Origin of the sequence: Curtobacterium sp. ODYSSEY 48 V2 (assembly GCF_023712625.1) — a bacterium.
In the GTDB taxonomy this organism is placed as follows: domain Bacteria; phylum Actinomycetota; class Actinomycetes; order Actinomycetales; family Microbacteriaceae; genus Curtobacterium.
Window position 1 is genome coordinate 75,646 of the sequence record NZ_JAMAXX010000004.1, and the last position, 24,405, is coordinate 100,050.

23 protein-coding genes and 1 riboswitch are annotated in these 24,405 nt (G+C 74.6%); of the genes, 14 read left to right on the forward strand and 9 right to left on the reverse strand.

Annotation, left to right across the window (positions count from 1 at the left end; genetic code table 11):
• Positions 1–116 precede the first annotated feature (116 nt).
• Positions 117–974, forward strand: coding sequence for a LysR substrate-binding domain-containing protein (locus tag M3666_RS07400; RefSeq protein WP_066653658.1), 858 nt, complete (start codon positions 117–119; stop codon positions 972–974).
• 3 nt (positions 975–977) lie between these two features.
• Here the strand turns inward: M3666_RS07400 and M3666_RS07405 are convergent, their stop codons facing one another.
• Both M3666_RS07405 and M3666_RS07410 read right to left on the reverse strand, forming a co-directional pair.
• The gene (locus M3666_RS07405) at positions 978–2,240 is read right to left on the reverse strand and encodes a hypothetical protein (RefSeq protein WP_251154913.1); all 1,263 of its coding nucleotides are present in this window, start codon (positions 2,238–2,240) and stop codon (positions 978–980) included.
• A gap of 174 nt (positions 2,241–2,414) precedes the next feature.
• A complete protein-coding gene (locus M3666_RS07410; protein WP_251154914.1) occupies positions 2,415–3,164 on the reverse strand; it encodes an NADPH-dependent F420 reductase in 750 nt (249 codons plus the stop codon).
• Between M3666_RS07410 and M3666_RS07415 the strand changes: the two genes are divergently transcribed.
• The 4 genes from M3666_RS07415 (at position 3,163) to M3666_RS07430 (ending at position 5,107) form a co-directional block, all read left to right on the forward strand.
• Entirely contained in the window at positions 3,163–3,459 is a 297-nt protein-coding gene (locus M3666_RS07415; protein ID WP_066653669.1) for a GNAT family N-acetyltransferase, read from the forward strand. The genes M3666_RS07410 and M3666_RS07415 overlap by 2 nt on opposite strands.
• Before the next feature lie 56 nt (positions 3,460–3,515).
• Positions 3,516–3,977 (forward strand): VOC family protein, encoded by a 462-nt coding sequence (locus M3666_RS07420; RefSeq protein WP_066653671.1) that lies wholly within the window; start codon positions 3,516–3,518, stop codon positions 3,975–3,977.
• Positions 3,978–4,064: 87 nt separating this feature from the next.
• On the forward strand, positions 4,065–4,601 hold the full coding sequence (locus M3666_RS07425; RefSeq protein ID WP_066653673.1) for a MarR family winged helix-turn-helix transcriptional regulator: 537 nt from the start codon (positions 4,065–4,067) through the stop codon (positions 4,599–4,601).
• Positions 4,598–5,107: a metallophosphoesterase gene (locus M3666_RS07430; protein ID WP_066653676.1), complete on the forward strand. Its 510-nt coding sequence runs from the start codon at positions 4,598–4,600 to the stop codon at positions 5,105–5,107. Before M3666_RS07425 ends, M3666_RS07430 begins: the two co-directional genes overlap by 4 nt.
• Before the next feature lie 124 nt (positions 5,108–5,231).
• Here the strand turns inward: M3666_RS07430 and thiD are convergent, their stop codons facing one another.
• The 3 genes from thiD to thiM form a co-directional block, all read right to left on the reverse strand.
• Entirely contained in the window at positions 5,232–6,830 is a 1,599-nt protein-coding gene (gene thiD, locus M3666_RS07435; protein ID WP_251154915.1) for a bifunctional hydroxymethylpyrimidine kinase/phosphomethylpyrimidine kinase, read from the reverse strand.
• Positions 6,827–7,495, reverse strand: coding sequence for a thiamine phosphate synthase (gene thiE, locus M3666_RS07440; protein WP_209683133.1), 669 nt, complete (start codon positions 7,493–7,495; stop codon positions 6,827–6,829). The genes thiD and thiE overlap by 4 nt, the downstream gene beginning before the upstream one ends.
• Entirely contained in the window at positions 7,492–8,400 is a 909-nt protein-coding gene (gene thiM / locus M3666_RS07445; RefSeq protein ID WP_251154916.1) for a hydroxyethylthiazole kinase, read from the reverse strand. The genes thiE and thiM overlap by 4 nt, the downstream gene beginning before the upstream one ends.
• Positions 8,389–8,484: riboswitch (TPP riboswitch) on the reverse strand. (Overlaps the previous gene by 12 nt.)
• A 68-nt stretch (positions 8,485–8,552) precedes the next feature.
• On the opposite strand from thiM, the gene M3666_RS07450 reads away from it, so the two are divergent.
• On the forward strand, positions 8,553–9,497 hold the full coding sequence (locus M3666_RS07450; RefSeq protein WP_209683127.1) for an NUDIX domain-containing protein: 945 nt from the start codon (positions 8,553–8,555) through the stop codon (positions 9,495–9,497).
• Between the two features lie 95 nt (positions 9,498–9,592).
• Here M3666_RS07450 and M3666_RS07455 read toward each other — a convergent pair whose 3' ends face one another.
• Together M3666_RS07455 and M3666_RS07460 are read right to left on the reverse strand one after the other, a co-directional pair.
• A complete protein-coding gene (locus M3666_RS07455; RefSeq protein WP_251154917.1) occupies positions 9,593–10,846 on the reverse strand; it encodes an MFS transporter in 1,254 nt (417 codons plus the stop codon).
• Positions 10,843–11,484, reverse strand: coding sequence for a GntR family transcriptional regulator (locus M3666_RS07460; protein WP_066653683.1), 642 nt, complete (start codon positions 11,482–11,484; stop codon positions 10,843–10,845). The genes M3666_RS07455 and M3666_RS07460 overlap by 4 nt, the downstream gene beginning before the upstream one ends.
• Positions 11,485–11,634: 150 nt before the next feature.
• Here M3666_RS07460 and M3666_RS07465 point away from each other — a divergent pair, with 150 nt between their 5' ends.
• Positions 11,635–12,387: a phosphotransferase enzyme family protein gene (locus tag M3666_RS07465; RefSeq protein WP_209683121.1), complete on the forward strand. Its 753-nt coding sequence runs from the start codon at positions 11,635–11,637 to the stop codon at positions 12,385–12,387.
• Positions 12,388–12,742: 355 nt separating this feature from the next.
• Positions 12,743–13,684, forward strand: a complete 942-nt coding sequence (locus M3666_RS07470; protein WP_251154918.1) for a DnaJ domain-containing protein — start codon at positions 12,743–12,745, stop codon at positions 13,682–13,684.
• Between the two features lie 23 nt (positions 13,685–13,707).
• Here M3666_RS07470 and M3666_RS07475 read toward each other — a convergent pair whose 3' ends face one another.
• Positions 13,708–14,070 (reverse strand): RNA-binding S4 domain-containing protein, encoded by a 363-nt coding sequence (locus M3666_RS07475; protein WP_066653687.1) that lies wholly within the window; start codon positions 14,068–14,070, stop codon positions 13,708–13,710.
• Positions 14,071–14,167: 97 nt separating this feature from the next.
• Between M3666_RS07475 and M3666_RS07480 the strand changes: the two genes are divergently transcribed.
• Positions 14,168–14,458, forward strand: a complete 291-nt coding sequence (locus tag M3666_RS07480) for a hypothetical protein (RefSeq protein WP_235426549.1) — start codon at positions 14,168–14,170, stop codon at positions 14,456–14,458.
• A gap of 189 nt (positions 14,459–14,647) precedes the next feature.
• On the forward strand, positions 14,648–15,805 hold the full coding sequence (locus M3666_RS07485; RefSeq protein ID WP_251154919.1) for a hypothetical protein: 1,158 nt from the start codon (positions 14,648–14,650) through the stop codon (positions 15,803–15,805).
• Positions 15,806–15,875: 70 nt separating this feature from the next.
• Here M3666_RS07485 and M3666_RS07490 read toward each other — a convergent pair whose 3' ends face one another.
• Positions 15,876–17,402, reverse strand: coding sequence for a S1C family serine protease (locus M3666_RS07490; RefSeq protein ID WP_251154920.1), 1,527 nt, complete (start codon positions 17,400–17,402; stop codon positions 15,876–15,878).
• Between the two features lie 189 nt (positions 17,403–17,591).
• On the opposite strand from M3666_RS07490, the gene M3666_RS07495 reads away from it, so the two are divergent.
• The 4 genes from M3666_RS07495 (at position 17,592) to M3666_RS07510 (ending at position 24,276) form a co-directional block, all read left to right on the forward strand.
• Positions 17,592–18,644, forward strand: a complete 1,053-nt coding sequence (locus M3666_RS07495; RefSeq protein WP_209683112.1) for an iron ABC transporter permease — start codon at positions 17,592–17,594, stop codon at positions 18,642–18,644.
• The gene (locus M3666_RS07500) at positions 18,641–19,621 is read left to right on the forward strand and encodes an iron chelate uptake ABC transporter family permease subunit (RefSeq protein ID WP_251154921.1); all 981 of its coding nucleotides are present in this window, start codon (positions 18,641–18,643) and stop codon (positions 19,619–19,621) included. The genes M3666_RS07495 and M3666_RS07500 overlap by 4 nt, the downstream gene beginning before the upstream one ends.
• A 621-nt stretch (positions 19,622–20,242) precedes the next feature.
• A complete protein-coding gene (locus M3666_RS07505; RefSeq protein WP_251154922.1) occupies positions 20,243–22,678 on the forward strand; it encodes a glycosyltransferase family 2 protein in 2,436 nt (811 codons plus the stop codon).
• Positions 22,678–24,276, forward strand: a complete 1,599-nt coding sequence (locus M3666_RS07510) for a chitinase (protein ID WP_251154923.1) — start codon at positions 22,678–22,680, stop codon at positions 24,274–24,276. Before M3666_RS07505 ends, M3666_RS07510 begins: the two co-directional genes overlap by 1 nt.
• The last annotated feature ends 129 nt before the right edge of the window (positions 24,277–24,405 follow it).

The window sequence follows — 24,405 nt, forward strand, 5'->3', positions numbered from 1 at the left end:
GGTGGAGTCGGTACCCGTTCGAAACTACGTGGCGCGGGCCCATTCGACACCCCTATGGTGGCTATCACTCCATTGCGATGTCGAATGGCGGCGGCCCGTCCGCCGGAGGAGGTCACGTGCTCGACCCGGTGCTGCTCCGCACGTTCCTCGCCGTCGCAGAGACCGGCAGCTTCACGCTCGCCGGGCAGCGCCTCGGCATCAGCCAGCCGACCGTCTCGCAGCACGTGCGTCGGCTCGAGACCGCGGTGGCGAGGACCCTCGTGGCCCGGGACACCCGCGGGGTGGCGCTCACCGACAACGGCGACGCGATGGCCGGGTTCGCCCGCTCGATCCTCGCCGCGCACGCGACCGCCGACGCCTACTTCTCCGGGGCCGCGACCCGCGGCCGGCTCCGCTTCGGTGCGGCGGACGACCTCGCGATCACCCAGCTGCCGCGCATCCTGCGGGACTTCCGCCGGCTGCACCCGCAGGTGAACCTCGAGCTGACGGTGAACCAGTCCGCGCCGCTCCTCCGCCGGGTGCACGCGGGTCAGCTCGACCTCGTGTTCATCAAGCAGACCGCGGGGGAGTCCGCCGAGGGCACCCGCGTCGCGACCGACCAGATGGTGTGGATGGCGCAGGACGGCATCGCGCTCGAAGCCGACGAGCCCGTCCCGCTGATCGCGTACCAGGCGCCGAGCATCAGCCGGCAGATGGCGATCGACGCCCTCGAGTCCGCCGGGCGCACCTGGCGGATCACCTGCAACACCCGTGACGTGAACGGCGTGCTCGCGGCGGTCCGGGCGGGCATCGGGGTCGCGGTGTTCCCGCACTCGCTGATCCCGGCCGACCTCGTGAAGGTGTCGCAGCGGCTCTCGCTGCCCGACCTGCCCGCCGTCGACTACGTGCTCATCGCGAACCCGACCGTGCAGCGCGAGCCGATCGACGCCCTGACGAGCGCGATCCTGTCCCGCGGGGTCGTCCGCGCCGTCTGAGCGCTACGGCGCGAGGGTCGGCGTCGTCCCCGTGCCGGTGAGGTCGGGCAGCGTCACGCCGGCGGGTGCCAGCAGCGCCGCGGCGACCGCCCAGAGGAGCACGAGCGTGCCGACACCGCCGAGCACCGCCCCGAGGAGCGCCACCGGTCGCTGCCACGTCGCCGCGGGGGTCCGCAGGGCCGTCACCGACAGCGCGAGTGCGAGCACCCCGAGGACCAGTCCGGTCGCGTGCACCGTCGCCGGCGCCGTGAACCACCAGGCGGCGAGGGCGAGGGCGGCGACACCGGTCACCGCGCCGAGCACGGCTGCGGGGGTCGCCCCGATCGCGGTGCGGCTGCGGTCGCGGGACGTCCGACGGTCGGCCTGGAGGCCCTGCTCACCGTCGTCGTGCCCGCCCACCTCGGCGTCGGTGCCGGTGCGAGCCGCGGCCGGTCCCGACCGGCGACCCCGCCGGTAGGGCGCGGACACACCGCCGGCGACCGGGGCACCGGCTGCCGACGGCCCGGCCGCTGCCGTGGGTGCGGCAGCCGCTGCCGTGGGCACGGCGGCCGCCGGCGTGGAGGCGGCGGCGGGTCCGCCCGGGAAGACCGACGGTGCCTGGACGGTGGGCGCGGCGGGCGCTGCGATGACGGCGTCGAAGCCGGACGGCGCGGGGTCGACGACGGTCGGCCGCGGTGCCTGCTGCCGGGCGAAGCGCGCCGGCGTGCGGTACCCGATCGGTCCGGAGGGCTCGGGTTCCGCGCCCTCGACCAGGACGTGCTCGAGTCCGGGGACCGAGAAGCGGGGCTGTCCGACGACGGGGGCGGCGGGAGCGGGGGGCTCCACCGGTGCCGGGGCGTGGGCGCTGTGCGTCGGGTCGACCGGCGGAGTGAGGGGGCCGCCCGACTCGGCGGCGTCGACGGGGGACACCGGCAGGGGTGCGGTGTCGAACGGCGGCACCTGCACCGCGGGCGAGGTCGGGGCCGGCGGGAGCAGGTGCTCCTGCGGCGGGTAGTCGGGCACGACGACGTCGACGGCGGGCAGCACGTCGGTCGGGTCCTGTGGCAGCGTCGGACCCGCCGCACCGGGCGTCCCGGGGGCGACCACGGGGACGGCCGCGACCGCGTCGAGGACGGGTGCCTGCGCAGCGGGGGCGAGTGGTGCCTCCCGGCCGACGGCGGTGTCCTCGGGGGGTGCGACGACCCACGCAGGGACCGCTCGACGCGGCCGGTCTCGGTCCGGCATGCGGTGCGACGCCACTCGTGCTCCCTCGCTCTTCTGATCCATCGTCATTTCTATCCGCGTGCATGGACCGCTGCGCAGCCCCAGTTCCGGGGTCGCGCAGTCCACTTCGCGCAGGATGCCTCGCGGCCGGGGCTCGCGAGACGCAACGAAGGCGGCTCCGCGCCGAGCTGTACCGCTGCGGGGAACCGCCTTCGTGGCCTGTTGCGGAGGTGGGGGCTACATGTCGCGGTAGCGCTCCGCCTCGGCGAGCTTCGCCCGGAGCTCGTCGGCGGTGTACCGCGTGACGTACCCGGGGGTGTCGCGCTGGATGCGCCAGCCCTCGGCGAGGGGGCCCGCGTCGACCACGTCGAACCCGAACTCGTCGATCAGGTCGGCGACGACCCGCTTGGCGTCGGCGTCGTCGCCCGCGACCACCAGGGCGCGGCGGTCGGGCGTGCCGGCGGGGGTGGCCTCGTCGGTCAGCGCCGTGGCGGCGATGTGGTTGAACGCCTTGACGACCCGGGCACCGCGCAGGTGGTCCTGCAGGAGCTCGGCGGTGGTCGTCGTCTCCTCGTCGAGGGACGCGATGTGGCCGTCACGCTGCGGGTAGTAGTTGTTGGTGTCGATGACGACCTTGCCGACCAGGGGCTCGACCGGGATCGTCTCGATCGCCGCGAGCGGGGTGGTCACGACGACGATGTCGCCCGCTGCTGCCGCCTCGTCGCGGGTGGCCGCGCGGGCGTGCTCGCCGAGCTCCGAGACCAGGTCCTGCAGGGTCTCGGGGCCGCGCGAGTTGGCGATCACGACGTCGTGGCCGTGCTGCACGGCGAGGCGCGCGAGCTGGGATCCGATGTTGCCTGCTCCGATGATGCCGATCGTTGTCATGCGGTCGTGCAACGCGGCGCCGAGCAGTGCATTCCCACCGGCGGTCGCCCCGGGCCGTCGTCGCCGTGCGGCCGCTGCCCGTCGGGTGCATGATGGCGCCATGGCCCACGAGTTCCGCGACGAAGCCGACCGCGACCGCTACGCGATGTACGTCGACGGCGAGCTCGTGAGCGTGCTCGACTACCGGGCCGCGGAGGACGCCGTGTCGTTCCCGCACACGTACACGGTCCCGAGCCACCGCGGGCACGGCTACGCGGCGGAGCTCGTCGCGCACGCCGTCGCCGACGTCGAGGCGAGGACCACGAAGCGCATCGTGCCGATGTGCTGGTTCGTCGGCAAGTGGTTCGACGAACACCCCGAGAAGGCCGACCTGCTCAGCCGCGGCACCGCGGACTGACCCACCCCACGCTCCGGCCGCAGCGTCGCGGCCGCACCCGAGCACCCGGAGGCACCGTGCCCACGATCACCCCGTTCCTCTGGTTCGACGACCAGGCCGAACAGGCCGCCACGACCTACACGTCGCTCTTCCCGGACAGTCGGGTCGACAGCGTCGCCCGGACGCCGGACGGCACCGCCCTCGTCGTCGAGTTCACGCTCCTCGGTCAGCCGTACCGGGCGATGAACGGTGGCCCGGGGCACCCGCACACCGACGCCGTGTCCTTCCAGGTCGACGTCGACACGCAGGACGAGCTCGACCGGGTGTGGGACGCGCTCCTCGCCGACGGCGGCCGACCGCTCGCGTGCGGGTGGCTGCACGACCGCTGGGGCCTGACGTGGCAGGTGACCCCGTCGATGATGGGCGACCTGATGACCGGCGGCGGTGACCCCGAGGCCAACGCCCGGGTGTTCAAGGCGATGCAGGACATGGTCAAGCTCGACATCCCCGCGCTGCAGGCCGCAGCCGCCGGTCACTGAGGGGGAGCAGCCCGTGACCGCCGGTAGGGTGGCGGCACCCACCAGCGCCGAGCACCCGGCGCACGCAGTGACAGGCTGGAGAACGCGATGAGCAGCCCGAGCTCGGCGGTCCGTGACGGCGGACGCCCCGACGACGAGGTCCGCAACGGCGACATCGGACGCGCCTACACCGAACTCGCCCGCATCACGCGACGTGCGAGCATCCGGGCGCGCGGCGACGACCTCGTGCTCAGCGTCGTCGACCAGTCCCTCGTCGACTTCGTCGTGCAGCACCCCGGGTGCATGGCGATCGACATCGCCCGGTACCTGCGGCTCAACCGCTCGACGATCTCGCGGCAGCTGTCCGGCCTGCTCGCGGCGGGGCTCGTGCGGACCACCGACGGTGGCTCCGGCAACGCGAAGCCCCTCGAGGCGACCGACGCCGGCCGTGCCGCCCTCGACCGCTCGGTGCGCCTGCACCGCGACGCGCTCGAGGAACGACTCGCCGACTGGTCGGACGACGACATCGCGCTCCTCGCCGGGCTGCTCGAACGACTCGGCGCCGCCGACGAGGCCGGTCTGCCGATGCCCGCCCGCGCGACGCCGGACGGCCACGCCGGTACGGACGGTCCCGACGCCCCGTGACCACCTCGTTCGTCCTGCTCTCCGACACCCACCTGCCGAAGCGCGCGAAGGACCTGCCGGCTGGGCTCTGGGCGGACGTCGACGCGGCGGACCTCGTCGTGCACGCGGGGGACTGGGTCGACCTCGCCACCCTCGACGCCGTGCAGGGTCGGTCCCGTCGGTTCGAGGGCGTCCGCGGCAACAACGACGGCCCCGAGTTCGACGACCGGCTGCCGCTGGTGGCCCGCTTCACGGTGGAGGACCTCCGCTTCGCCCTGGTGCACGAGACCGGTGCGGCGACGGGACGCGAGCGCCGGGCGGACGCCGCGTACCCGGACACCGACGTGCTCGTGTTCGGACACTCGCACATCCCGTGGGACTCGGTCGCGCCGTCGGGGATGCGCCTGCTCAACCCCGGGTCGCCGACGGACCGCCGCAGGCAGCCCGACTTCACGTGGATGCGGGGAACGGTGGACGGGCGTGCGCTGACGGTCGAGACGGTCCGGCTGCCGCCGGCGGCGCGCTGACGCGACCGCACGACCACCGGACGGGCGAGTCGTCAGACGGGGGATGCACCGGCCGGGAGGCACGGCTCGGGTCCGCCCCGAGCCTCCCGTCCGTCCCGTGCCGCGTGCGACGGCCGTGGTCCGGTCAGTCGCGCTGCGCCGGCGGGTCCGCCGGGGCCGACGGGTCCTCCAGGATCGCCGGTTCCGGCGGGTCCGCCGCGTCCGCGGGGTCAACCCGAGCCGACGGGTCCACCTGTTCCGTCGGCATCCGGAAGAACGCGAGCTCCCACTCGGTCGACCGTCGGTGCGCCCGCGCCATCCGCCCCCGCTCGGACGGGTCCGCGGCGGCCCCGAGCCCCTCGACGCGCGCGGTCGCCTCGGCGCTCGCCGCAGCGAACGCCGGGTCGCCGTACGCGCCGAGCCAGTCCGCGAAGGGGTGTCCCTCCGGGGCGCGGCCGAGCTGCGTGCCGACCCAGGCGTAGACCCGGAAGCACGGCAGCACGGCGGCGGCGAGCACCGCGACCGACCCGCTGTCGGCCGCGGCCTGCAGGTGGGCGAGGTACCCGGCGCACGTTGGGTGGACCGGGTCGTCGGCGTGCGTGCCCGCCAGGCGGCGGTGGTGCAGGTCGCGCGCCTCGTCGGCGCAGCCCGCGGCGGCCGAGGCCCAGAACGCCGCGGGGTCGCCGTCCGTGGTGGCGACCAGCCGTCGCAGGTGCTGCTCGTAGGCCCGCAGGTAGTGGACGTCCTGCGCGAGGTACCGGGCGAACACGTCCCCGTCGAGCGTGCCGTCACGCAGGCGCTCCAGGAAGGAGCACGAGAGCGTCCGGTCGAGGGTCTCGGCGACGTCCGCCCACCACCGGTCCGTCCAGGTCGTCGGGGGGAGCGCGGCACGGGTGAGCGCACCGTGGTCGACCGGTCCGTTGCCCGTCCCGACCCGGAGCGCGTCGGCGCCACGGAGCGCGGCGGTGAGCCACGTCTTCGCCCCGCCGACCGCGAGCTCCCAGTCGCCGTCGCGTGCGGCGAGCGTCGCGATCGCGCTCGACAGGGAGCACCCCGTGCCGTGCGTGTTGGTCGTCGCGATGCGCGGGCCCCGGAAGGTGCGGGCGGAGCCGTCGGGCCGGACGAGCACGTCGTCGGCGGTCGGCCCGGTGTCGTGCCCGCCCTTCGCGAGCACCAGGACGTCCCACCGACGGGCCACGAGCCGTGCGGCTTCGAGGGGTGTCGGTGCGGTGCCCCCGGCGAGCGCGACGAGGTCGGTCAGCTCCGCGCGGTTCGGGGTCACGAGGTCGGCGAGCGCGAGCAGGTCGCCCATCGCGGCGGTCGCCTGCCGGTCGAGCAGCCGGTCGCCGCTCGTGGCCACCATCACCGGGTCCACGACGACCACGGGCGGGCGGTGTGCGCGGAGCCAGTCCGTGACCGTACGGACGACGTCGACGGTGCCGAGCATCCCGACCTTGACGGCGTCGACCACCACGTCGTCCGACACGGCGTCGAGCTGCTCGCGGAGGAACCCGACGTCGGGCACGTGCACCGACCGCACGCCGTGGGTGTTCTGCGCGACCAGGGCCGTCACGACGCCCATGCCGTAGCCGTCGTGCGCCGTGATCGCCTTGAGGTCCGCGTGGAGTCCGGCGCCGCCCGTCGGGTCGGTGCCCGCGATGCTGAGGACCCGCGGCACGTGCGGCCGCCCCGGCACCGGCACCGGCGGCGACGTCGAGCCCACGGCGGGCTCGGCGGCGGTCACGACCCGCTCCAGGCGCGGAGGTACGCCGCCGCTGCCGCGTGCGGGTCGGCGGCGGCGCAGATCCCGGACACCACCGCGACACCGGCGACACCGGCCGCACGCAGCGGCGCGACGTCGTCCAGGGTCACGCCGCCGATCGCGACGCACGGGACCCCGAGCGGGCGCGCCGCACCGGTGATCCGGGCGACGCCGTCCACGCCGAGCGCCGGCGGGTGGTCCGGCTTCGTCGAGGTCGGGTGGACGACACCGACGCCGAGCAGGTCGACGGTGCCGCGGGGCAGCTCCGCGAGGGCCGCCAGGTGGGCCGGGGCGTTCGCGGTGAGCCCCACGTGGGCGTCCGGCCCGAGGAGCGCGCGGGCGGCCGCGACGGGCAGGTCCGACTGGCCGAGGTGCACGCCCGCGACCCGGTGTCCGGCACGTCGGGCGGCGAGCGCGACGTCCGTCCGGTCGTCCACCACGACGGTCGCGCGGTCCCCGACGGCGTCGGCCACCGCGGCGGTGAGGGCGAGGAGGTCGCGGACCGGTGCCTGCTTGTCGCGCACCTGCACGAGCCGCACCCCGGCGTCGACCGCGGCACGGACGACGCCGAGCACGCCCCTGCCGTGCCGGTCGACGAGCACCGGGTCGGTGACCAGGTAGACGCCCAGGTCCGTCGGGGCGCTCACGGTCGGACCACCGTCGGCGCTGCAGCGGACCCCGGGATCGTCGGTGGTGCGGACTCCGTGGTGATGCGCGCCACCCGGAGGACGTCCTCGGGGGTCAGCGTCGCCAGCCGGTCGAGGAACAGCGGCTGGAAGGTCCCCGGGCCGCCGGCGTCACGCGCGGCGAGCTCGGCGGCGACCGTCTGCACCACCGTCCCGGCGACGGCTGCTGCGCCCGGGTCGTCCGGGACCACCGCCGCGAAGGCGGCGACCACCGCGCCGAGCGCGCACCCGCCCCCGGTGATGCGGGTCAGCAGCGGCGACCCGTTCGCGACCCGCACCACGCCGGTACCCGGCGCGACCAGCAGGTCGACGGAACCGGACACGGCCACGGCACCCACGAGCCTCCCGTCCGACGCCCGGAGCGCTGCCGCCCGCGCCTCGTCCGTGCCGGCGGTGCTGTCGACCCCGCGGCCGCCGTCGGCGTCGCCGAGCAGGGCGAGGACCTCCGACGCGTTCCCGCGCAGCACGGTCGGCCGGAGCGCGAGGAGCTCGCGGGCGAGGGCGGTGCGGACCGGCAGCGCGCCGACCGCGACGGGGTCCAGGACCCACGGTGTGCCGACGTCGACGGCTGCGGATGCCGCCTCGACCGACGCCGCACGCGGCTCCGGGTGCGGGGTGCCGGTGTTGACGAGCAGGGCGTCGGCGACGCGGGCGAAGGGACCGGCCTCGGTGGTGACGTCGACCATCGCCGCGGAGGCGCCGAGGGCGAGCAGGACGTTCGCCGTGACGTTCTGCACCACGGTGTTCGTGATGCACTGCACCAGGGGGCTGCGGGCGCGCACCTCCTCGAGCAGCGTGGCGGTGCGGTCGGCCCAGTCCGGGGACGGGGAGCCGGCGGGTCCGGGTACGGGCGCAGCAGTGTGCATGGACGATCCCTTCGCGAGTACGAGCTCGAGCAGGTTCGACGGGTGTGATCTCAGCCGCTCGGTGCGGCACCCCGTGTCTCGGACGACACCGTACACGACGTCCGACGACCTCCTCCGGGCACTCCGGGGGTGCGGTGTGCCAGTGTTGACGGGTGCCTGACGTGACCCCTCCCGGACCGCCGCCCGGACCCCGCGACCCCGGCGACGCGTGGGCCGTCGGACCGGACGGCACCAAGGCCTGGGGACGCTTCGGCGCGGCCGGCCTGCTCGTCGACGACGGTGCCGGACGGGTGCTCCTGCAGCACCGCGTGGAGTGGAGCCACCACGGCGGCACGTGGGGGATCCCCGGTGGTGCACGCCACCAGGACGAGGACGCCGTCACCGCCGCGCTCCGGGAGTCCGCGGAGGAGGCCGGGGTGCCCGAGGACGGCATCGACCTGCGGCACGCCGCCGTGCTCGACCTGGGCTTCTGGACCTACACGACCGTCGTCGGTCGCGCCCGCCGCCCGTTCGAGCCGGTGATCGCGGACCGCGAGAGCCTCGCGCTGTCGTGGGTCCCCGTCGCCGAGGTCGACGCGCTGCCCCTGCACCCGGGCTTCGGTGCCTCGTGGCCGGCCCTGCGCGGCGCGATCGAGACGGTGCCGCACGTGGTGGTGGACGCGGCGAACGTCGTCGGCAGCGTCCCGGACGGCTGGTGGAAGGACCGTGCGGGCGCGGCGGAGCGGCTGCTGTCGTCCGTGGCGGCGCTCGCCGGACGGGGCGTGGGCGCGGGGGAGCTCGGGTTGCCCTTCGCCCGCTGGTGGCCGCGGTGGACGGTGGTGCTCGAGGGCGAGGCACGGGCGGCCGGCGCGGGTGCCGGTGCTGCGGGCACGGCGGCGGGTGCCGTCGGTGCCGGCGACCTCGGCGGTGCGGCCGACTCGGTCGGGGTCGTCCGCGCCGAGGGCTCCGGCGACGACGCGATCGTCGAGGCCTCCCGGTCGGCGCTCGGCGACGGACACGCACCGGTCGTCGTCGTCACGGCGGACCGGGAGCTCCGTACCCGGGTCGAGGCCCTGGGCGCCGAGGTCCGCGGCCCCGGCTGGTTCCGCGAGCAGTAGTCCGCCACCGCTGCATCGGTCCGCTGCTGCGTCGGCCCACCGCAGCGCCGGTCCGCTGCTGCGGCGGTCCACTGCAGCGCCGGCCCGCTGCGGCGTCAGCCCTCCGGCACGTACCGCTTCGACGACACCAGCAGCGCCACCCACGACACCACCCCGAGCCCGACCACCACGGCCAGGATCGCCGACACCGGGACCCCGGCACCGCCCGCGATCGCCGCGATGACCGCCGGCGCCAGGAACCCGCTGTACGCCACCGCGTAGAACGCTCCCGTCAGGCCGGCGAGGTCGCGCGACCCGGCGATGCGCTGGACCTCGAGCAACGAGGACACGAGCGCGGTCCCCATCCCCACGCCGATCACCACGTTCGCCGCGAGCCCGACCCACACCGACTGCAGCTCCACCGCCAGGAGCACGACCCCGATCCCGACGGTCATCACGGCGACGGCGGTGACGAGCCCGCGCGCCGAGGACACCGAGTGCACGCGCTTGGCGAGCGGCTGCACCGCGCTCGAGACCCCGAGGGCGACGACGGTCGCGGCGGTCGCGAACACCAGGCCCCACGGACCGGTCGCTCCCGCGAGCCGGGTCGGCAGGTACCCGTAGCCGATCGCAGCGGACCCGAAGATCCACGGTGCCGCGACGACGACCACCCGCGTGAAGCGTCGGTGCCCGGCACTCGGGATCGCCAGCTGCCGCCACCACGGACCGGCGAGACCACCGTTCACCGCGGTCTCCGGCGCTCGCCACACGACGAGGGCGAACGGTGCCGCGACGCAGATGTGCACGAGGAACGGCAGGACCTCGGGCACCGGCCCCCACTGCGCGATCCCACCGGCGACGAGGGCACCGATCCCGGACCCCAGCGTGAAGGCCAGCGACGCGCGCCGTGCCCCGGAGCCGGCATCGGCCGAGGGGTCTTGGCGGCCCTGCGAGAGCTCCTTCACCCAGCTGTTGCCGACCGCCATCGCGATGCCGACCGTGATGCCGGAGAACAGCCGGCCGGCCGCGAGGAAGCCGGGTCCGAACGGCCCGAGTGCCAGGAGTCCGCTGCCGACGACGGCCGCGGCGATGCCGACGAGCATGAGCGGCTTCCGCCCGTGCCGGTCCGAGAGCGACCCGGCGACGAGCAGCGCGGGTGCGAGCCCGAGGACGTAGACCCCGAGGAAGACGTTGACGAGCACGGACGAGTAGTGCGCCCGCTCCTCGTACATGAGCAGCAGCGGCGAGAACTGGTTGCCGCCCCACGAGCACACGAAGACCGCGCCCCAGACCATCGCCCACGGGGCCACCCGGCTGGCCGGCACCGGCACGGAGCCGGTGGTCGGGATGCTCCCGGTCGCGCCGCTCACAGCGCGCCCCGGTGGGACGCGACGTGCGCTCGGAGGACCGCCGCGTACCGCTCGGCGTCCCCGTCGTCGAGGGCCGCGGCGAGCGCCCGGTGCTCGTCGAGCGACGCCTGCAACTGCTCCGGTCGCACGCGCATCAGCTGGTGCCGCAGCCGCTGCTGCCGGTCGCCGAGCGTCCGCGCGAAGCGGACGGCGATCGCGTTCCGCGACGCCGCGACGACGGCGCCGTGGAACGCCGCGTCCCGCTCGACGAAGCGGTCGACGTCCCCGGCGGCCACCGCCGCCTCCTGCTCCGCCAGCTCGGCCTGGAGGAGCGGTGCCAGTTCCGGCACGCGGCCGTCGGTGACGACGCGGGTCGCCGCGGTCGACTCGATCGCCTCACGCACCTCGAGCACGTCCGCCGCCTCGTTCGGGGACATCGGGCGCACGACGGCGCCCCGGCGGGCGCCGAGCAGGATGAGGTCCTCGGCCGCCAGGCGCAGGAACGCCTCGTGCACGGGTGTCCGCGAGACGCCGATCTCCCGGCAGAGCACGTTCTCGCTGATCGCCGTGCCGCCCGGCAGGTCGCCGCGGATGATCGCCCGCTTGACGTGTTCGTACGCCCGTCCTGCGGCGGAGACCTCGGTGCTGGTGTCGCTCACGGCAGCCGATCCTACGCCTTGCATGCAAGCTTGCACACGTTGTGGAGCGAGATCGTCACGCGGTCGTCGTGACCGGATCGAGACATCGCCCACCCGGCGTCGCTACGCTGACCCTCACGTCAACGGAGACGTACCGATCAGGAGGTCACGATGGAGCGTGTCACCAGAGCCGACGACCGTGTGCACCGCCCTGCGGGGCCCTGGACACCGACGGTGCACCGGCTGCTCGCGCACCTGCACGAGCAGGGCTTCGTCGCGGCACCAGAACCGATCGCCGTCGGGGACGCCCTCGAGACGGTGAGCTTCGTGCCGGGCACGGCGGGCAACTACCCCTGGAGCGCCGAGATCGCGAGCGAGGCGGCCCTCGTCACGTCCGCGCGACTGCTGCGCCAGTACCACGACGTCGCGGCGACCTACCCGCGGGACGACGCGGTCGACGTCTGGTCGCAGGCCGAACGGCTGCCGGTCGAGACGATCGTGCACGGTGACTTCGCGCCGTACAACTGCGTGTACGACGGCATCGCCGCGGTCGGGCTCATCGACTTCGACACCGCGCACCCCGGGCCGCGCGTCTGGGACGTCGCGAGCGCGGTCTACCGCTTCGCGCCGTTCACCACCGGTCTCGTCGAGGGCAGTTCGGCGCCGGGACTCGACGAGCGCCTCGACCGCGCGGCGGAGTTCTGCCGCGCCTACGGGCTCGACGACCGTTCCCGCGGGGTGCTCGTCGAGACGATCACGGCCTCGCTCGTCGCCCTCGTCACGACCATGGAGACCGAGGCCGCCGCGGGGAACCCGAAGTTCCTCAGCGACCTCGAGCACGGGCACGCCGACCTGTACCGGGCCGACGTGGCGTGGATCGAGTCCCACGCGGACCTCATCCGCGCGGCCGTCACCGCCGACTGACGTCCGCGCGGACGAGCTGCGCGGGGCACCGGCGTCGGTGCGGGACACCGCCGTGCACGTGAGACGCCGGCGTCGGTGCCGGACGCCGCAGAGCCGTCGAGACGCCGGCGTCGGTGCCGGACGCCGCGGAGCCGTCGAGACGCCGCCGGATCCCGCGGCGTCTCGACCGGCGGACGGCGTCTCGCACCGACGCCGTCGTCTCGCCGGTGTGGGACGCGCGTCGGACCGCGGCGTCCCGCGCAGACGCCGGCGTCTCGGGGCGCGACGCGCGCGTCGGACGTGCACCGGGCCTCCCGGCAGCTCCCAGCCCGCACGCGGCGGACTCCGATGCTCCAGCGGGTAGTGTCGCAGGGCCATGACCGACAGCCCGGCCGACGCCACCCCGTACGAGGTCCTCGGCGTCCCCGCGACCGCCGACGACGACGCGCTCCGCCGTGCGTACCGTCGTGCCGCCCGCGAGACCCACCCCGACCTCGGTGGTGACGCCCGGCGCTTCCGCCAGGTGCAGATCGCGTGGGAGCGCATCGGGACCCCGGCTGCCCGCCGGGCCTACGACGCGGGCTCCCGCACGTCGACCCCCAGCGCGGCGCCCGGTCCGTCCGGGTCCTCGGTCTGGTCGCACGACGGCGAGGGGTTCGCGCCCCCGACGGCTCGGCGCGACTCCCGGCCGCGGGCGCGCTCGTACGGGCACCCGGGTGGTCGTTCCCGCGAGGTCTTCCTGCAGGCCGAACGCGAGTGGGTCGGTCTCGGCGACCCCGTCGAGGACCCGTACGACCCGGCGCTGGTCCGCTCCGCGCCGCGGCACATCCGCCGACTGCTCGCCGAGGCCCTCGCGGAGGAGGCGACGGCGTCGATCATCGCGGGGATGGGCATCGGTGTGACCGTGTGGCACGACCTCGACGCCGGTGCCGAGGGCAAGCTCGACCACGCCGTGCTGACCCCGAGCGGACTCTGGGCCGTCGAGTCGATCGACTGGGGCGCTCCCGTGCGCATCGAGCACGGTGACATCGCCGGCGAGACCCTGGCGCCGGGCGAGCGTCCGGTCAAGGAGCTCGTGCGGGCAGCCCGAGCGGTGCAGAAGCAGACCCGCGTGAAGTTCACCGGACGGCTGATGGTCGTGCCGGACTCCGCCGTCGACGAGGACGTCCAGGTCGTCGGGTCGGCGCGCAAGCCCACCGCGCTCGTGGTCCGTCGCAGTGCGCTCGGTCAGGTCCTGAACGGGGTGTTCTCCCCGGAGGGCTCGGTCGACGTGTTCGACGTCCGCGACCGCCTGCAGCAGACCGTCCGCTTCGTCTGACGGCGGCGCGACGCCCGGTCGCGTCAGTGGCCGCGGAGCTTCTCGAGGTCGCGGCGCTCCCGCTTGCTCGGACGACCGGCGCCTCGGTCCCGGGTCGGGACGAACCCGGCCTCCTCGCGGGGGAGCCGGGGCGGGGTCCGGTCCTCGAAGTGCTTCGCCGCCTCGGTCGCGCTCGTCCGCTTGAGGATGATGCCCGTCACGACGACGATGCGGTCGAACCCGTGCTGACGGACCCGCACCTCGTCCCCGGGGGCGATCGGCTGCGCCGGCTTCGCACGTTCCCCGTTCACCCGGACGTGGCCGGCCTTGCACGCACTGGTCGCGGCGGACCGGGTCTTCGTGATCCGCACCGCCCAGATCCAGCTGTCGACGCGCGCCTTCTCCATCCCACCACCCTAGGCGGCGCAGCCCTGCGAGCAGCCCGCGCCGGGGAGCCGAGCGGGCCGACACCCGAGCCGTGCGACCGGGCCGTACGCTCGACGGGTGCAGGAACCGCGGCAGCAGGACCCGGACGGCCGGGCTCCGAGCGAGCAGGATGCCCTCGCCCGGGCGCTGGCGCTCGGCGTCCTGCGTGCGGCGTCCCCCGGCGACCGGCTCGTCGTGCGGGCACGGGTCGGGGACGGCGCTCGCGACGCCCTCGGCACCCTGTCCGCACGGACCGTCGACACGGTCACGATCGAGACGCGACGGGGGCACGTCGACGTCCCGCTCGCCGACGTGGTCGCGGCGAAGCACGTGCCCCCGCCGCCGACACCGCGGACGCGCCGCCCCTGAAGGGCCAGGGGACGCAGCCGCGCGACGCAGCCCGGCAACGCAGCCCGCGACGCGGCCGGCAACGCAGCCTCGCGACGCAGCCCGCGACGCAGCTCCACCCACCTCGCCCGACGGCGAGCAGGCTCCGCCCGCGCGGCGCACCGGCGAGCCGTCGCCGTCCCCGCAGCCGTCGCCACGTAGCCTCGACCCATGGCCGTCCCCGTCCCGCTCGGTACCGAGGACCGAACCTCCCGCCTGACGCTCCGCCGCCCCGACCGCTGGCGCCGCGAGGACTCCCCGCAGGCCGACCTCCGGCTGACCGGTGACGACGTCGTCCTGACCGTCCGGTCCCGCCCCTCGGAGCGCACCGTCGCCGAGGAGCACACCAGCCTGCTCGAACGCCTGCCCGGGTCGGTCGAGGGCCTGCGGCTCATCGGCTGCGACCCGTGGACGACCGCGGGCGCCCCGGCACGCCTGGTCGAGTACGTCCGCCCCGACGAGGACGGCGACGTCGCGGGCGCCCACCTGCTCTTCGTGACCGGTCGGCACCGGGTCGACCTGACCGTCGAGCGGCCGCTCACCCGGATGCTCGCGACCGACGACCTGGTCTCGACCGTGCTCGAGTCGGTCCGTGCCACCGAGCCGGCACCCGCCCGCCCGCAGCGCGAGCTCGAGGCCCTGCCGGTCGCGGCGCCGGTCCCGCAGCTCGACGGGACGCACGTCGGGCCCGACGCGCTCACGACCCTGCGCAGCCTGGCAGGACGCCGGTGGGACCCGATGCTCCTGCGCTCGCCCGCCGGTCGCGAGCTCGTCCAGACGGGGCTCGTCGGCCGCCTCGGGACGCTCCCCGAGACCACCCAGGAGCTCCTCGCGCCGTGGGCCGACGACACCCGGCCGGTCACCCTCGAACAGCGCCTGCCCGACGGGCGGACCACGCGCCTCCAGGCCTGGTCGGAGACCGTCGTGGACGGGACGGACGAGACGGGCGGCACCGTGGCCCGGCTGCCGGTCGAGCGCGTGGTCGCGCTGGCGGCCGGGAGGCTCGGCATCCGCCCGTCGTGGACCTTCCCCTTCCGCACGGGGTCGCTCCACGCGGACCTGCTGGCCCGCAGGACGGGTGCGGCCGACACCGCGCCGGACCTGCCGGTGGCCGTCGCCGAGGCCGACCCGCGGCTCGCGCGCTTCTGGGCCGCGCCGTGGACGGTCTCGTCGATCCGTCGCCCGGGTCGACCGGCCCCCGTCGTCGTCGTGCACGCTGAGGGCATCGGGTTCGCCCGGGTCGGACGCACGGAGGCCGGGGAGACGGCCTTCCGGTCCGACTCCCCGGCGAACGTGTACCGGTCCGTGGTGCGCGCGCTGCTCGGCTGAGGCCGCTGCCGCTGCCGCTGCTGCCGCTGCTGCTGCCGCTGCTGTCGCTGGCGCTCGCGCGGCGCCCTCGCTAGGCGGCGGGGCCTGCGGTCAGGGTCACCGTCACGGTGTGCGCCGTGCCCGAGGCATCGGTGTAGCCGACCTGCACCCGGTCACCGACGGCGTGCGAGCGGATCGCGGACGTCAGCGCGTCGTTGCTCGTGACCGCCGTGCCGTCGAGGCTCGTGATGGTGTCGCCGGCGACCAGTCCCGCTGCTGCGGCGCCCGAACCGTCGACCGTCCCGGCGACCGGCACACCCGCGGTGGTCTGCGTCGTCGCGGTCGAGCCGACCTCGACGCCGAGGAACGCCGGCAGGCCGATCGTGACGGTGTCCGAGGACTCCCCGGCGAGGATCTTGTCCGCGATGGCCTTCGCGGTCGTGATCGGGATCGCGTACCCGGTGACCTCGGCGGAGCCCGACGACGCCGCGGTGGCCATGCCGACCACCTCGCCCTCGCTGTCCAGGACCGGACCGCCGGAGTCGCCCGGGACGATCTGCGCGGCGACCTCGATCAGGCCCTGCAACGACTCCGTGCCCGTGCCGGACTCGCTCTGCACCTGGATGTCCTGGTCGAGGGCGGTGACCGTGCCCGCGGCGGCGACGAGGTTGCCCGTGCCCTCCGCGTTGCCGACGTCGGTCACCGGGTCACCCGTCGACGGTTCGCCGTCGTCGTCGAGCGTCACCGTGGACAGGCCGGACGCGTCCTGCAGCTTGAGCACGGCAACGTCGTGCGTGGCATCGGTGCCGACGACCTCGGCCCGGTACTGCTTGCCGGTCGTCTCGTCGGTGACCGCGATGCTCGTGGCGCCCTGCACCACGTGGTTGTTCGTCAGGACGAAGCCGTCCGAGGTGAGGACCATGCCGGTGCCCGCGGCCTGCGACGAGGTGTCGTAGTTCATCACGGTGTCGATCGTCACGACGCCCTTCGTCTGGGCCGCGGTCGCCGGGGTCGCGGCGGTCTGCGTGCCCGTGCCCGTGCCGGTACTGCTGCCGCTGCCGCTGCCGCTGCTGCCGTCGCTGCCCGAGCCGTTCCCGTACCCGGGCACGGTGAAACCGTTCGTCCCACCGCTCGTGCCGGAGCCACCGCCCGGCAGCGTCGTGGTGCCCTGCGACTGGCTCGACGTGGTCGTGGTGCCCTGCGAGGACAGGCCGAGCGCCGTCCCGCCGGCCGCGCCGATGATCGCCAGCGCCGCGACGCCCGAGCCGATGACGAGTCCGAGCCGCCGGGGGCGCTTCGCGCCGGGGTGGTTCGCTGCCGCCGCGCCCGAGGTCCAGCCCCAGGGGGTGCTGCCGGCCGTCGCGCCTGCTGCCGCCGTGCTCGTGCTCGCGGTACCGGGACGCGGGTCCGTGGGACCGCCGAGGGCCGCGCTGCCGAGCAGGTACGGGCCGCGACCGTCCGGGGTGTAGGCGTACGGCCCCGAGCCGTCGGTGCCGTACAGCCACGGGCCGCTGCCGTCGAAGGCGTACGCCGGGCGGAGGGTGTCGCGGTCGGCGTGCGGGGCCTCCCAGCCGGGACGGTCGGTCGCGCGCTGGTCGTCGGCGGGGTTCTCGTTCATGGGTGCTCTCCGGTCGTCCCTCGACCACCCGAGGGGTGGCGGTTCGTTCCTCGACGACCCGGTCGGGCGTCGACGGAGACCAGTACAGGAGCCGAACCCATGACGACCCTATGAACGGACCCTGTGCCGGCTCCGGGCTTCCTCGGGGGCCGCCGAACGAGGGGCGGGATTAGGCTTGCCGCACTTCCCATGCGCGCGTCCTCACCCGTCACCCCTGCAGTCCGGCCCCGCCCGGCACCCGCCTCGCGGTCCCGTCTCGTCGGGGCAGCGCTGCTCGCCGTCGCCGTCCTCGTGGTGGCCGTCGCGCTCTCCGTGGCGTTCGGCTCGCGCCCGATCCCGCTCGGCACCGTCCTCGACGTCGTCCTGCACCCGCACCGGGACGACGAGGTGGGACTCATCGTGCTCGGCAACCGCGTCCCGCGCACCGTCGTGGGGCTGCTCGCCGGCGCCGCGCTCGGGGTGGCCGGCGCCGTGATGCAGGGCGTGACCCGCAACCCGCTGGCCGACCCGAGCATCCTCGGCATCAACGCCGGAGCAGCCCTCGCCGTGGTCGTCGGGATCGCGGTGTTCGGCATCAGCGGGACCGCCGCGTACCTGCCCTTCGCCTTCGTCGGGGCCGGGCTCGCGGCGCTGCTCGTCTACGGCATCGCGGCCGTCGCCCGGCGGGGCCTGTCGCCGGTGGGCCTCGCGCTCGCCGGAGCGGTCGTCGCCGCCGCCCTGTCGTCGGTCACCACGGCGGTCCTCGTGTCGAGCCAGAGCCTGCTCGACCAGCTGCGCTTCTGGCAGGTCGGAGCGCTCGCCGGCAAGGACCTCGGCACCGCCGGCGTCGTGGCCGTCCCCGTCCTCGTCGGACTCGTCGTGGCCGCCGGGCTGGGACGCTCCCTGAACACCCTCGCGCTCGGGGACGAGCTCGCCGCGTCGCTCGGCCAGCGGGTCGTGCTCGTCCGCATCGTCGGCGGTCTCGTGACGGTCCTGCTCGCGGGGTCCGCGGTGGCAGCCGCCGGACCGATCGCGTTCGTCGGCCTCGCCGTCCCGCACGCTGTCCGCCGACTGAGCGGGCCCGACCAGCGCTGGACGATCCTCCTGTCCGCCCTCGTCGCACCCGCGCTCCTGCTCGTCGCCGACGTGATCGGGCGGGTCGTCGCGTACCCGGGGGAGCTGCAGGTCGGCATCGTGACCGCGCTCATCGGTGCCCCGGTGTTCATCTGGCTCGTCCGGTCGCGGGTGGTGACCGGCCTGTGACCGCGGTCCGTCGCGAGCTCGCCGTCCTCGGCGCGGTGGTCGTGCTCCTGGTCGCCCTCGTGCTCGTCGGGCTCGGGGTGGGGGAGATCCCGCTCTCGCCGCTGCAGGTCGCCGGCGCCCTGGTCGGACACGGCGACACCGTCTCGGACTTCGTGGTCGGGCAGCTCCGCGGCCCCCGGGTCGCCGGTGCCGTGCTGGTCGGTGCCGCGCTGGGCGCCGCCGGCGGCATCGTGCAGAGCGTCGTCCGCAACCCGATCGCGAGCCCCGACGTCATCGGCATCACGTCGGGCGCGAGTGCCTCGGGGCTGACGGCGATCGTGCTCTTCGGGGCGAGCGGCGGTGTGCTCTTCGGGTCCGTCGTCGTCGGCGCCCTGCTCGTGTCGGTCGTCATCGCCGCGCTCTCCTGGCGTCGGGGGATCACCGGCAACCGCGTCGTCCTGGTCGGCATCGGGGTGGCGGCGATCTGCCTCAGCATCACCGGCTGGATGCTGACCGCGGGCACCGTCCAGCAGGCGGGCACCGCGCTCCTCTGGCTCTCGGGCAGCCTGAACGCGGTGGACCGCACCCTCGTCGGCATCCTCGCGGTCGCCGTCGTCCTGCTCCTGGCCGCTGCGCTCGCGCAGTCCCGCCGGCTGACGGTCCTCGCGCTCGGGGACGAGGTGGCCGCCGCCCTCGGACTCCGGCCCGACCGCGCGAAGTCGCTCCTGCTCCTCACCGCCGTCGGCCTCACCGCGGGAGCGGTCGCGACGGCGGGCCCGGTCGCCTTCGTCGCGCTGATGGCGGCACCCATCGGACGCCGTCTCGTCGGCAACGGGCGGGTCGCGCTCGGCGTCGTCGCGGCCGTCGGCGCGGTCGTCACGCTCGCGAGCGACCTGCTGGCGCAGTTCGCGATCCCCGGCAACGCCCTGCCGGTCGGTGTGGTCACGGGCGTGGTCGGGGCGCCGTACCTGCTCTGGCTCCTCGCACGCGGGCGGTAGGCGCGGTACCCGGCCCTGCCGGGCGTGCCTGGTCGTTCCGGGCGTACCTGGTCGTTCCGGGCGTACCCGGCCCTGCGAGGCGTACCTGGTCGTTCCGGGCGTACCCGGCCCTGCGAGGCGTACCTGGTCGTTCCGGGCATGCCTGGTCGGTTCGGGCGTACTTGGTCGTTCCGGGCGTACCTGATCGTCCTGGTCCACCAGGTACGCCCGTTCCCGCAAGGCATCCCACCCGTTCTGGGAAGGAACGGGCGCACGGAACGGACGGACGGGAGGCGCGGTGCGGGCCGGCACCGCGCCTCCCGTCCGTCGCATGGTCGCGCTGGCGGCCCTGGCGGCCCTGGTGGCGCTGGTGGCGCTGGTTGCGCTGGCGGCGCTGGTGGCGCTGGTGACGCGGGGCGGTGCCGGCCGAAGCGGCGGGCGTGCCCCCCCCGCCCCGTGCGGGAAACCGCGCGCGGTCCCGCGATGCCGCACCGCGCTGCGTGATGCCGCACACAACCGCCCGGACCCCCCGTTCGGGTGTCGGCGGCCTGCGGGATCTCTCGTACCGTCGTCCCGACCGACCGGACCCCCGACAGCGCCCGACCCGACGGAGTGCTGGTCCGGAAGGAACGAAGGACTGCCATGCCCGATCCGTCTGCCGGCGCACCGACGCGCCGTCGTCAGTGGGGTGCCGAGCGCCGGACCCGTCCGCTCGACACCCTGCACGCACGCCCCTCCGACCGGAAGCTCGTCTCCGGTCGCGTGGCGATCATCCTGACCGTCGCCTTCTGGCTGGCGTACGTCGTCTACACCGTGATCCGCCAGTTCCTCGACTACGGCACCGAGAGCTTCCGCTTCACCACCGAGGCGATCTCGTACCTCGTCGTCGTCACCTTCCTGACCTTCTCCGCGCTCATGCACCTGGTGGCCCGCCAGGGTGCGATGGAGCGGTTCGCGAGCCACGTGCGGGTCCCGCGCGCCGAGCTCGACCGACACTTCGCCTCCGGCCACGAGGCGCCGATGACCGTCCTCGTCCCGAGCTACGCCGAGGAGCCGGACGTCGTCGCGACCACGCTCTGGTCGGCAGCGCTCCAGGAGTACCCGTCCCTGCGCGTCGTCCTGCTCGTCGACGACGCGCCGTTCCCGACCGACCCGGCGACGCTCGACAAGCTGGAGCGCACGCGCGCGGTCGCGGACCGCATCCAGGCGCAGCTCGAGGTCCCCTCGCGCCGGTTCCAGGAAGCGCTCTTCTCGGCCGAGGTCGAGGCGGACGCCGCACCGTTCGCCAGCACGCACGCGCTCCGGACCCTCGTCGAGCACCACCGCTGGGCCGACGCGTGGCTCCGCCGGAACGCCCGGGAACACGAGGTCGCCGACCACGTCGACCGGTTCTTCCACGACCAGGTGCTCGTCGGGCTCGCCGACGAGTTCCGGCTGACCGCCGAGGCCCTCGAAGCGGCCATCGCCGACGCCGTCGCCCTCGGTCAGGACTTCAGCGAGGTGACCTCGGCGCGGGCGCTCGAGCTGCAGCGCCGTCTCGCCTGGACCTTCACGGCGGAACTGACCACGTTCGAGCGGAAGCGGTACGTGAACCTCTCCGACGAGGCCAACAAGGCGATGAACCTCAACGCCTACATCGGCCTGATGGGCGGGGCGTACGCGTTCGACGAGACCGCGTCCGGGACCGTCCTGCGCACCGTGGACGACGCCGACGCGGCCGACCTCGTGGTCCCGGCGTCGGACTACCTCCTGACGCTCGACGCCGACTCCGTCCTGCTCCGCGACTACTGCCTGCGCCTGGTCTACTTCCTCGAGCAGCCGGAGAACGCCCGGGTCGCCGTGACGCAGACCCCGTACTCGTCCTTCCGCGGTGCCGCCACGCGCATCGAGCGGCTCGCGGGGGCCACCACCGACATCCAGCACATCCTCCACCAGGGGATGTCCCGGTACGACGCGACGTTCTGGGTCGGGGCGAACGCCGTCATCCGCACCCAGGCGCTCCGTGACATCGAGGAGGTCGAGACCGTCGGCGGCTTCGAGGTGAAGCGCTACGTCCAGGACCGCACCGTGATCGAGGACACCGAGTCGAGCGTCGACCTCGGCATGCACGGCTGGACGCTCGTCAACTACCCGGAGCGGCTCTCGTACAGCGCCACGCCGCCGGACTTCGGGTCGCTCGTCGTCCAGCGCCGCCGCTGGGCGAACGGCGGACTCCTCATCCTGCCGAAGTACGTCCGCCAGGTCCGTGAGCGCCGGGCACGAGGCGAGCGGGTCGGTCTCGTCGAGATGGCGCTGCGCGTCAACTACATGGCGTCGATCACCTGGGCGTCGTTCGGGCTCGTCTTCCTGCTCGCGTACCCGTACGACTCGCGGCTGCTCAGCCCGATGGTGCTGCTCGCGGCGCTGCCCTACTTCTGGCTGCTGTCGAGCGACCTGCGGTACTGCGGCTACAAGCGCACGGACGTCTTCCGCATCTACGGCTTCAACCTCATCCTCACGCCGGTGAACGTCGCGGGCGTGCTCAAGAGCATCCAGCAGGCCCTCACGGCGAAGAAGATCCCGTTCGCGCGGACGCCCAAGGTGCGGGACCGCACCGCCTCGCCGGCGCTCTACGTCCTCGCGCCCTACGCGATCGTCGCCTTCTCGGTCTTCACCTTCGTCCGCGACTACGGCGCGCAGAACTGGGGGAACGCGGTCTTCGCCGCCTTCAACGCACTCCTCGCCACCTACGCGATCGTCGCCTACATCGGCGTGTGGAACTCCGTGGTCGACGTCTGGCTGTGGGCCACGCGCTGGATGTACTACGACCCGTCGGCGCGCGCAGCCCGTCGTGCCGCTCGTCGTGCCGCTCGTGCGGCCGCCCGTACCGACCGTCGGCGCGGACGTCGTCGCGGCGGTGTCCGCCCGGTCCCGGAGCCCGTCCTCGAGGACTGGCACGCGGTCCTGTACTTCGGACACGGCGGCGGCAACCTGCCCGTCCGGCACGACGCCGACGTCGTCGGAGCGGCGGGCGCACGTGCCACCGCGTCCGCCCAGGCCGACGCGACCGGCCCGCGCCAGGAACGGAGCGCAGCCTGATGTCGACGACGAGACGACTCTCCCCGGTCCGGGTCACCATCGCGGTCGTGGTCGCCGCCGCCGTCGCCGTGGCCGGGTACGCCGGCTTCGACCGCTGGCACTCGGCGCAGGCGACCGAACGGCAACCAGCGTGGTTCGCCGCGTACACCGACGTCACCGCGACCCCGGTCTTCGCGTTCGAGGACGTCAAGTCGGCCAAGGGACGCAACGTCATGCTGTCCTTCGTCGTCGCCGACCACGACGACGCCTGCTCGCCGACCTGGGGCTCGTACTACTCGCTGCAGGGTGCGGCGGACCAGCTCGACCTCGACCGCCGTGTCGCCCGTCTGCAGCAGCAGCACGGCGAGGTCGGGGTGTCGTTCGGCGGCCTGGCGAACGACGAGCTCGCCACCACCTGCACGAAGGCGTCCGCCCTGCTGGGTGCCTACCGGCAGGTCGTGCAGCGCTACGACCTGTCGACCGTCGACTTCGACGTCGAGGGCGACGACCTCACGAACCGCGCTGCGGGGGAGCGGCGTGCGAAGGCGGTGGCGGCGCTCCAGGACGAGCGCCGGGCCGCCGGTCACCCGCTCGCGGTGTGGCTCACCCTGCCGGCCGCGCCCTCGGGGCTGACGTCCGACGGGACCACCGCGGTCGCACAGTTCCTCGCCGCCGGCGTGGACCTCGCCGGGGTGAACGCGATGACGATGGACTACGGCGAGGCCAAGGGGTCGAGCCAGAGCATGTACTCGGCATCGGTGCAGGCGCTGCAGGAGGTCCAGCGACAGCTCGGTGTCCTGTACCAGCGCGCGGGCACGCCCCTCGGTGACGGCACCCTCTGGCACAAGGTCGGGGCGACGCCCATGATCGGGCAGAACGACGTCCGTGACGAGGTGTTCTCGCTCAGCGATGCCCGGAAGCTCAACGCCTGGGCGCGCGACCGCGGGCTGGGGCGCATGTCGATGTGGTCGCTCAACCGTGACACCACGTGTGGGTCGAACTACGTGAACCTGTCGACCGTCTCGAACTCGTGCTCCGGCGTCGACCAGGACGGACTGCTCTTCGCCGACGTGCTCGGCAAGGGGTTCGGCGGCGGGATCGTCGCGGCGGCCTCCGACGTCACGGAGGCCGAGCCCTCCGCCACCGAGCAACCCACCGACGACCCGAAGACCAGTCCCTACCCGGTCTGGGACCAGGACGCGTCCTACCTCGAGGGCACGAAGGTGGTGTGGCACCGCAACGTCTACGAGGCGAAGTGGTGGACGTCGGGCGACCTGCCGGACGATCCGGTGCTCAGCGCGTACGAGACGCCGTGGCAGATCATCGGCCCGGTCCTGCCGGGGGAGAAGCCCGTGGAACCGCTGACCCTGCCCGACGGGACCTACGCCGCGTGGTCGGGGACCAAGCAGTACGACACGGGCGCCCGCGTCCTGTTCCACGGCATCCCGTACCAGTCGAAGTGGTGGAACACCGGCGACAGCCCCGAGGCGTCCACGAGCGACCCGGACGGGTCGCCCTGGGTCCGTCTGAAGGATGCCGAGGTGCGTCGGATCCTCGACGGGCTCGCCTCGGGCGAGCCGGCGCCGACCGCCACCGCGACGGCGACGCCGGCACCGTGACGACGCACCCCGTGATCCGGTCCGGCCTGGAGGCACGGTGCGGGTCCGCCCCGTGCCTCCCGTCCGTCGGCTGGGTCACGGCGGTGTGTTCGCTGTGCGCGTGCTCCTGAGTTCTCCCCAGCCCCGTTC

Excerpts from the sequence above, each read along its gene's own strand:
- M3666_RS07405 (WP_251154913.1), bottom strand. The coding sequence starts at position 2,240 with ATGGATCAGAAGAGCGAGGGAGCACGAGTGGCGTCGCACCGCATGCCG.
- M3666_RS07415 (WP_066653669.1), top strand. The coding sequence starts at position 3,163 with ATGGCCCACGAGTTCCGCGACGAAGCCGACCGCGACCGCTACGCGATG.
- M3666_RS07410 (WP_251154914.1), bottom strand. The coding sequence starts at position 3,164 with ATGGCGCCATCATGCACCCGACGGGCAGCGGCCGCACGGCGACGACGG.
- M3666_RS07425 (WP_066653673.1), top strand. The coding sequence starts at position 4,065 with ATGAGCAGCCCGAGCTCGGCGGTCCGTGACGGCGGACGCCCCGACGAC.
- thiM (WP_251154916.1), bottom strand. The coding sequence starts at position 8,400 with ATGCACACTGCTGCGCCCGTACCCGGACCCGCCGGCTCCCCGTCCCCG.
- M3666_RS07465 (WP_209683121.1), top strand. The coding sequence starts at position 11,635 with ATGGAGCGTGTCACCAGAGCCGACGACCGTGTGCACCGCCCTGCGGGG.
- M3666_RS07470 (WP_251154918.1), top strand. The coding sequence starts at position 12,743 with ATGACCGACAGCCCGGCCGACGCCACCCCGTACGAGGTCCTCGGCGTC.
- M3666_RS07475 (WP_066653687.1), bottom strand. The coding sequence starts at position 14,070 with ATGGAGAAGGCGCGCGTCGACAGCTGGATCTGGGCGGTGCGGATCACG.
- M3666_RS07485 (WP_251154919.1), top strand. The coding sequence starts at position 14,648 with ATGGCCGTCCCCGTCCCGCTCGGTACCGAGGACCGAACCTCCCGCCTG.
- M3666_RS07490 (WP_251154920.1), bottom strand. The coding sequence starts at position 17,402 with ATGAACGAGAACCCCGCCGACGACCAGCGCGCGACCGACCGTCCCGGC.
- M3666_RS07495 (WP_209683112.1), top strand. The coding sequence starts at position 17,592 with ATGCGCGCGTCCTCACCCGTCACCCCTGCAGTCCGGCCCCGCCCGGCA.
- M3666_RS07505 (WP_251154922.1), top strand. The coding sequence starts at position 20,243 with ATGCCCGATCCGTCTGCCGGCGCACCGACGCGCCGTCGTCAGTGGGGT.
- M3666_RS07510 (WP_251154923.1), top strand. The coding sequence starts at position 22,678 with ATGTCGACGACGAGACGACTCTCCCCGGTCCGGGTCACCATCGCGGTC.